This is a genomic window from Synechococcus sp. UW86 (assembly GCF_900474085.1).
In the GTDB taxonomy this organism is placed as follows: domain Bacteria; phylum Cyanobacteriota; class Cyanobacteriia; order PCC-6307; family Cyanobiaceae; genus Parasynechococcus.
In genome coordinates this window covers 1-6,761 of sequence record NZ_UCNU01000004.1, presented here as the reverse complement: position 1 = coordinate 6,761, position 6,761 = coordinate 1, and the positions used below count along the sequence as shown (strand labels likewise).

General features: G+C 51.0%; 9 protein-coding genes. 6 read left to right on the top strand and 3 right to left on the bottom strand.

Annotated features, from left to right (window positions below):
- Nucleotides 1-201: 201 nt before the first annotated feature.
- Nucleotides 202-297, bottom strand: a complete 96-nt coding sequence (locus DXY04_RS01030; protein WP_115160630.1) for a DUF1651 domain-containing protein — start codon at nucleotides 295-297, stop codon at nucleotides 202-204.
- A gap of 761 nt (nucleotides 298-1,058) precedes the next feature.
- Between DXY04_RS01030 and DXY04_RS01020 the strand changes: the two genes are divergently transcribed.
- The 4 genes from DXY04_RS01020 (at nucleotide 1,059) to DXY04_RS01010 (ending at nucleotide 4,101) form a co-directional block, all read left to right on the top strand.
- Nucleotides 1,059-1,592, top strand: coding sequence for a DUF411 domain-containing protein (locus tag DXY04_RS01020; RefSeq protein WP_170951289.1), 534 nt, complete (start codon nucleotides 1,059-1,061; stop codon nucleotides 1,590-1,592).
- Nucleotides 1,593-1,832: 240 nt separating this feature from the next.
- Nucleotides 1,833-2,819 (top strand): hypothetical protein, encoded by a 987-nt coding sequence (locus DXY04_RS11730; protein WP_136975348.1) that lies wholly within the window; start codon nucleotides 1,833-1,835, stop codon nucleotides 2,817-2,819.
- 54 nt (nucleotides 2,820-2,873) lie between these two features.
- On the top strand, nucleotides 2,874-3,254 hold the full coding sequence (locus tag DXY04_RS01015) for a hypothetical protein (protein ID WP_115160627.1): 381 nt from the start codon (nucleotides 2,874-2,876) through the stop codon (nucleotides 3,252-3,254).
- A gap of 328 nt (nucleotides 3,255-3,582) precedes the next feature.
- Nucleotides 3,583-4,101: a methyltransferase domain-containing protein gene (locus tag DXY04_RS01010; protein WP_115160626.1), complete on the top strand. Its 519-nt coding sequence runs from the start codon at nucleotides 3,583-3,585 to the stop codon at nucleotides 4,099-4,101.
- 280 nt (nucleotides 4,102-4,381) lie between these two features.
- Here DXY04_RS01010 and DXY04_RS01005 read toward each other — a convergent pair whose 3' ends face one another.
- Complete coding sequence (locus DXY04_RS01005) at nucleotides 4,382-5,338, bottom strand: AAA family ATPase (protein ID WP_206749647.1); 957 nt, start codon at nucleotides 5,336-5,338, stop codon at nucleotides 4,382-4,384.
- 144 nt (nucleotides 5,339-5,482) lie between these two features.
- Here DXY04_RS01005 and DXY04_RS01000 point away from each other — a divergent pair, with 144 nt between their 5' ends.
- Together DXY04_RS01000 and DXY04_RS12335 are read left to right on the top strand one after the other, a co-directional pair.
- Complete coding sequence (locus DXY04_RS01000) at nucleotides 5,483-5,662, top strand: hypothetical protein (RefSeq protein WP_115160624.1); 180 nt, start codon at nucleotides 5,483-5,485, stop codon at nucleotides 5,660-5,662.
- 2 nt (nucleotides 5,663-5,664) lie between these two features.
- Complete coding sequence (locus DXY04_RS12335; protein ID WP_115160623.1) at nucleotides 5,665-5,892, top strand: hypothetical protein; 228 nt, start codon at nucleotides 5,665-5,667, stop codon at nucleotides 5,890-5,892.
- Nucleotides 5,893-6,023: 131 nt separating this feature from the next.
- On the opposite strand, the gene DXY04_RS11910 is transcribed toward DXY04_RS12335, so the two are convergent.
- A complete protein-coding gene (locus tag DXY04_RS11910) occupies nucleotides 6,024-6,188 on the bottom strand; it encodes a hypothetical protein (RefSeq protein WP_170950576.1) in 165 nt (54 codons plus the stop codon).
- Nucleotides 6,189-6,761: the final 573 nt, after the last annotated feature.

The window sequence follows — 6,761 nt, the reverse complement described above, 5'->3', positions numbered from 1 at the left end:
AAAAACAGCAAAGCGTCCTAGGGAACTGCTCACCTGCACTTCCACAAGGGAGGAGACCGCCCCTCCCAGCTGGAAGAGACGAACTAGCTCGCTCGGTTGCGACTCCGCCACCGTTGTGCCCTCGAACGCACAGCCGGCAATTTGGTTTTATCCCTGGGCCAGAGATAGAAATTGCGTCACTACTACCAGTACGAGCACAAGTCAGCGCACAGGCGGAGGGCAGCGCCTCCAGCCCGTCTTCCGCATCGTCTGCCAAGCCTCAGTGGTGTTGTGCCGCAGCATCCGCCGCCGAGTCATTGGCTCTGGCGGTCGGGGCGGTAATCACTAAAGGCTCACTGACAGATTCCCTACGTCGACAGTTTTTTTCTTTTTTGTTTTTTGATCCCTTTATAAGGAGTGAGATGCGAGCAGCCATGACTCCAACGGAGAGGCTGGAGTTCGGTCTTCGGTGGGAGTCCTGTCGGCTTGCCTACTTCGCGTCCATTGGTCACAGCACGAAAGTTGCCGCCTTGACCGCAAAACTACAAAAGCTTGAAGAAGACCTACGCAGGGAGAGGTGCCAGTTCAGCGATGAAGGTCAGACGGCTTTCCAGTAGTCGCTAGTCCATAAGCACCCTGAGCAAGCTCAATCATGTTCCGCAAGGACGTCGTTCCAAAGGGGCGGCTCGTCGAACTCCTCAAGTAGTGAGTTTGCTTCCCGCTCTTCGCCGTGCTCAAGCAGGCATACGATTCTTTCCCAAATAAATCGAGTTAGGCGCTCTGCCTCTCTTCCCTCGTGCCCAGTCACGAACTTCAGTGGTGGGAGGTCATCAGGTCCTTCATCCAGAAAAGATGCTTTAGACACAAGATGAGACCCAGTGACCTCTGTCGTAACTCTCCTTGGTTTGGCGTTGGAGTATCAACGCACCCTTAATGCACTCTTTGCTCTGAACATCGAACTCATTAAGCGTTAGATGTCCTGCGCAAGCTCAATCACGTTTCGCAGCAGCATTTGCCGACGAGTCGGAGCTGGTCGCAATAATGCAGAAATCGACTTTGTACGTTTCGTAGAAGACTCCATGAAGGCATCGCGTTCCGTAGCCCGTTGGCAGGCTTCTATCAAAAAGGGTTTCGTGGGAGCTTTTGCAGTCGGCTCTCTGCTCTGGGTGATTCAACCTGTTCACGCGCACGGTGATGTGAAAGGGGATGGTGCGATGCCCGATACCAGCAGTGCGATGGGGCCGCAGATGACGGTTTATCGGTCAGCGAGTTGCGGCTGCTGTACGCAATGGGGATCCCACATCGCCTCCGCGGGATTTCGTATTGATGACCATGTCACCGAGGCCATAGATGCAGTGAAGAAAGAGCGCGGTGTCAGCTCTCAAAACGCTTCTTGCCACACCGCTGATGTTGAGGGGTATGTGATCGAAGGGCATGTGCCTGCTTCTGCGATCCAGAGGCTGTTGAAGGAACGGCCCAATATCCGTGGTCTTGCTGTACCAGGGATGCCAATGGGTTCTCCTGGTATGGAAGTGACTGGCGTCGAGGCTGAACCTTTTGAGGTTCTTGCCATTGCCCATGACGGAACAACCTCTGTCTTCGCTCGCTACTGAGGCTTAGCTTTCCTGAGCAAGCTCAATTATTTCTCTTGCAGCCCTCTCAAAAAATTTTTCGAGAGGGCTGCAAGAGAAATAATTAACATCTGTGAACGCAAAGAAGGGCGTGACATTGGTGGTCGTGATCATGGGTTTTGCCTGATACTTGAAAACAATGCCTATAAACGCTGTTGGGAAATGTACCCATCAGACTTCAATGCAAGGTCTAAAGAATGCACGCTACCAATCAAAAGACGATTGGATCATCTGCGATGGGAGGTCATGTATGAAAATGCAGAGCATATAGCAGAAGTAAAGGCTGACAGGAAACGCATAAAGACAGACGAAGAATTTCTATTTGACGACAGGGCTGTTCTCAAGGGTCATACAGAATTTGTCGACGGAGAACCTCGTCCCTTGCCTATAAATAAACGAAATGCAGACAATATAAGGCGTCAATTGTGCGCATTAAGCGCAACAGAACATGGACATGCTTCTCAAAAGCCATTCGATCTTTGCAACCGCCTATTTAGCAAGCCAACATATTCGCGTGACTTTACTAAGCAAAGAAAATGGCAAGAAGAACGTAGAGCTTATTTTGCTAAGCAGAAACAACAGCTAGATCCCCATGAGGCTTGCTTAAACGCCAAAGACTATGAAGGCTGTATAAAGGTTAAGTCGGGAGCTAGTACTTCGAGGACGAAGAAAGAACAGGACAGCTGCGTCGGGGATTTTTGCACAGTAACAACTCGTGGGGTTGACATTTTTGGTCTACCAAAGCCAATTGGGTGGCATTACAGCTACGGCGATGAAAGTATTTTTTATTGGCTCATGCCGGGAAGAATCCCTCACAAAGGTCAGGAAACTCGCTACCTAGGCATGCCAAGAATCACTCGCCTCTATCAAAACCCCGAAGCCGGGACCTCTGGAAGTTTTATTGGTGGAAATACAGCAGCCAACTGCACCAACATTGGCTCAAGTATAAATTGCACAACAACTGGTTCCCCTGGCTATATATCAGGTAAAAGCGCCACGCCTGGAGGCGTTAAAAGTGTCAAGTTCACGGACGTTTACGATTGCCAAGACAATTCATACGCATCCTATAAAGACGGAAAAGTGTGGGGTAGATGGAGAGAATTTAAAGAAGGAGAAGTTACTCAATATATCGGTCTCCTGAAGCATGAATGCGAACAAGGAGATCAATACATCCAGCAGGAAATGAAGGTTCTCAATTTGAAATTGTGATCTTCTAATGCTCCACGCCACAGAGACACATCGATTTTTTTAGGGGGCTGATCCATGACAATCACCACCAAGCAGCAACGGCAGCAACGCCGTAACGAGGCTCTTCAGCTGATTGTTGATGGTGTTCCACCAACTGATGCAGCGACGCAGCTGACGGTGAAGTGGGGGTGCAGCAGGCGGACAAGCCTGCGTGACATAGAAAACGCCCAAAGTGAACTGGCTAACGCCCTGAACTCAGTAGAGCTTCAACAGATGGTGGGTTGGCTGGCGACGCAATATCAACGCCTAGCCGCCAAAGCTGAACGGGCGCAGCAATACAGCGCAGCGATCGGCGCACTCAATTCTTTGAGGGCGATGTTGGCGCAGCCGCAACTGGATCGGCAATTTGAAGCGCACTTCCGTGGCCGCTTTACGCACCATGGGCACCGCCGCTGACGGCTAAACCCTTATCCGGATAAGGGATTTCAAGCTGATCCGGATAAGCTTGGAATGAGCACCAGACTGAGCACAGAACGCAGGCGACCACAGCAACATCACTGTGATCACCTGCGATTCGGAGCAATAAAGCGACTGCTAATCCAGCAATCGGGTCCTGTGATTGGCGACTCGGCAGCGGTCTGAACAGAACTTGGCGGTGCTGCATTTCGGCGCGAACTCCCTAACGCTAAACCTGCACCTCAGTCTTTTATTTGAACGATTCATCGGAAATCAATTAATCTTTTCCTAGGGAGATGTTAAAGTCGTCTTAATTTACTGCATCCTTATGCTGAAGTTCAATTTGGGTTGTGGCGATAAAATTCTTCCTGGATATGTGAACATCGATAAGGTTGCATCCAGGGCTGGCAAGCAGCCAGACATAAATGCCGATATTCGTGATTTGAGCAAAATCAAATCATCTATAGCTGATGAGATTTTAGCCGTACATGTTATCGAGCACTTTTATCACTGGGAAGTCGTACCTTTACTGAAGAGCTGGAGAAGGCTGCTTAAGCCTGGCGGGAAACTTATTCTTGAATGCCCGAATCTTCTCTACGCCTGTCAAATGATTGTTAAAAATCCATCTATGCACAGTCAACCCGGAAAAACGGGCCAGATGTCGATGTGGCCTTTGTATGGCGATCCATCCTGGAAGGATCCATTGATGTGTCACAAATGGGCTTATACGCCAGAGTCCCTAATAAATGTACTTCAGGATGCTGGATTTAAAAGCGCACAGCAAGAACCAGCTCAGTACAAATTACGTGAACCGCGCGACATGCGAGTTACCGCAATCAACTTCTGATCAAGGGACTTAACAGCTGATTTGGCGCGACCCAAACTATGTAGCGACTAATCGAGCCAAAAAGGTTGGAAACAACTCAAATACCTACTCATTCACTTTTGATATTGCATAACTCTAGAAAAATCACACGTGACATAAGGGCTACCAATCATCGTCCTCCATTTTGTAGGGCAGTCCCTGTGTGACGGGAAGGAACACCTGCAGTGGAGCGGGCATCGTGCTGCAGCGGCTACTGGGCGATTAGATGACCTCCGGACGTGGACCCCATGCCGGATCGTCTTCACCACCTATGTACGGAACTGTTGTTAGAGGGGGGGGTGTGCGTGACACAGGAAAAATCATCCAAGCCGTAGACGTATGACGGCCTACCGCGCTGTGCCTTGCCGTTTAGGGATTGCTTGCGACGTTGCAGCAAGCCCTGATCCAAAAGGTCACAGCAGCAAATCCGAGTCCATTCAGGGTCGCTTTTTAAGGCCGTGGCAATGGCCGCTGTGGTGTTGAAGCCATGCTCTTTGACGTAGCTGATGATCCGATCAGACAGCTTTATTCGCTCAGCAGGCAGCTGCTGGTCTTGAGAATCGGCAAGCCACCAGCTGTAGGTCTCAGCGTCACGGTGCAACCACCACGTTGTCCCCACTTGGATGTTTCGCTTGCCAAGGGCATGCAGCGAAAACTTGTCGCCAAGGTTGGTCAGACCCCAGCAGTCTTGAACAGCGGCGCTGATTGTGGAGATGCCACTGATGTCAGCCCACTCGATTGACTTGCGTTGACGCCTACAACCGTTGCCGTCCTTGGGCGGTTTATTGAGGTGGGCAGTCATGTAAACCAAGACGCCAGCGTTAACGGCGGCGCGGTTTAACTCGTACAGGAGGTGGACTATCCCCTGATCAAGGGTCCCTTGCTCTGCGGTGCAAAGGACTGTGGTCAAGCTGTCGACGCCAATAGCGACGTACTTCTTGGAGGTGACCAGTTTGGTGAGGTGTTCAATGTTCAACGCCTCCTCTGGGTACATAACGTCCCACTGCACCCTGAGGTCTTGCCTGGCGTACTTGGGCTCTGCGAACTCTTCAGGCTCATCACCCTGAATCAGCAACACAGGACCTTGGGTGACCTTGAAAGCACCAAGAAAGTCAGTGCCTTCCTGAATGGCTTCAGTCAGCAGATTCATCAATGTGGTCTTGCCGGTGCCAGGTTCGGCAGCCAGCACCACAACTCCACTGACGGCAAAGTCACGCACTCGCCAGATTTTTCCTGTGTGGCGCACACCCCTGTCTGATGGGCGTTCACAAGCCACCTCTCGCCGCCAGCCCTGGCCGGATTGTCTCCGTAGCGGGGCCCTTCCTTAAAAATGGCTACAACTAAGGACTGACACCCCTCCGCCATGGACGAGGCCACGTTCTGGGAACCGACCGACGAATTTCTGAACCAAGCCGACTACGACCTGAAGCTCTTGGTGAAGACCTGGAAAGACGAATACGGCGCGGATGACTACGCGTGCTCCATGGTGCTGCGGACCATCGCCGACAGCGTTTATCTGCCTGAGGGCCAACCGCTCGTCTAGCCATGTTTTTGGACCTAATCGGCGTTCTTCTGCTCGTTGCCCTTCTGGTGTTTGGTGCCGGGGCTTTGTGGAAGCCCCTAAAAGCACTCTGGGGATTTATTTCCAAGCGTCAGGCACTGGATTGGTGGACAAAGAAGCCCATCCTTCCAATCGTTCGTGGCAAGAGCGGTGGCCGCTTTAAGCGCATTTACCGCAAGAGGACACGCCGCTCCTTCTATGGACGCTTCTAAGTAGCCGCGAGCACTACAACACCTGCCGCGAAGAAGTCGCTCAAAATGCTCAACCGATAGATGGTGATTTGTCATGAGAAGTATGGGAAGAGAAGGCCTGATGGTTAGTCAGGCCAAGAGTTGCTTTGACTTCAAACAGCCGAAATGCTGAACGGAGCCGCCGGAAAACTAGTAGGCATAGGGTCGGACTTACCTTCTGCAAGTGCTTTGGCACGGATATACATTTGACTATTAGTTGCACCTTGAGCTTCCATCGAGGCAGCAACAACAGCCCAGTTACGAATTTCGGTGGTCATTGGATTGATTAAAATGACTCAACTACGTTCGCCAGCCTTAGAAGCAGTACGTGAGTGAGATAGCCGAACCGCAACCGAACAACTGACAAAAATCAAAAGCGGTAAGCAAGAGGCCAATCAAGCGTCATAGAAGCGCGGTAAAGTTACTGCAAGAGGAGTGAACTCAAAAATCGTTAAAGCTTAGGCTTCGCAGACTCATTACTTTTGCCTTTACGTGGTCCGAAGCTAAACACACGCTGCACGGCGGAAAGGACCTGCAATGGTTTGAGAAGCACCATCAGCACTGAGGTGGATACAGGAATCATGGCTCGTCTCTCCATAGCTTTAACGCTGCAAAACGCCAAGCGACGATGGAACTTGCAGAAGCACCGAACGCAAGAAATGCGATCAGCATCTGAGAAGTATTCATGAGTAACTAACTAGTGATGCGCTTCTAGCTAGTCATTAACGAATGGCGCTGTTGTTACCGATAAGGGGGTGTGTTGGGGGTGTGGGAAAAGCCCAATCCTGTGTAGGCACAAAGAGGAAGGCCGCCCCTCCCGGTGGAGAGACGGCCTAGCTCGCTCGTTTATG

What these genes read in the sequence shown, in the direction of transcription:
- DXY04_RS11910 (WP_170950576.1), bottom strand. Translation starts at nt 6,188, where the DNA reads ATGACCACCGAAATTCGTAACTGGGCTGTTGTTGCTGCCTCGATGGAA.
- DXY04_RS12335 (WP_115160623.1), top strand. Translation starts at nt 5,665, where the DNA reads ATGTTTTTGGACCTAATCGGCGTTCTTCTGCTCGTTGCCCTTCTGGTG.
- DXY04_RS01000 (WP_115160624.1), top strand. Translation starts at nt 5,483, where the DNA reads ATGGACGAGGCCACGTTCTGGGAACCGACCGACGAATTTCTGAACCAA.
- DXY04_RS01020 (WP_170951289.1), top strand. Translation starts at nt 1,059, where the DNA reads ATGAAGGCATCGCGTTCCGTAGCCCGTTGGCAGGCTTCTATCAAAAAG.
- DXY04_RS01015 (WP_115160627.1), top strand. Translation starts at nt 2,874, where the DNA reads ATGACAATCACCACCAAGCAGCAACGGCAGCAACGCCGTAACGAGGCT.
- DXY04_RS01010 (WP_115160626.1), top strand. Translation starts at nt 3,583, where the DNA reads ATGCTGAAGTTCAATTTGGGTTGTGGCGATAAAATTCTTCCTGGATAT.
- DXY04_RS01030 (WP_115160630.1), bottom strand. Translation starts at nt 297, where the DNA reads ATGACTCGGCGGCGGATGCTGCGGCACAACACCACTGAGGCTTGGCAG.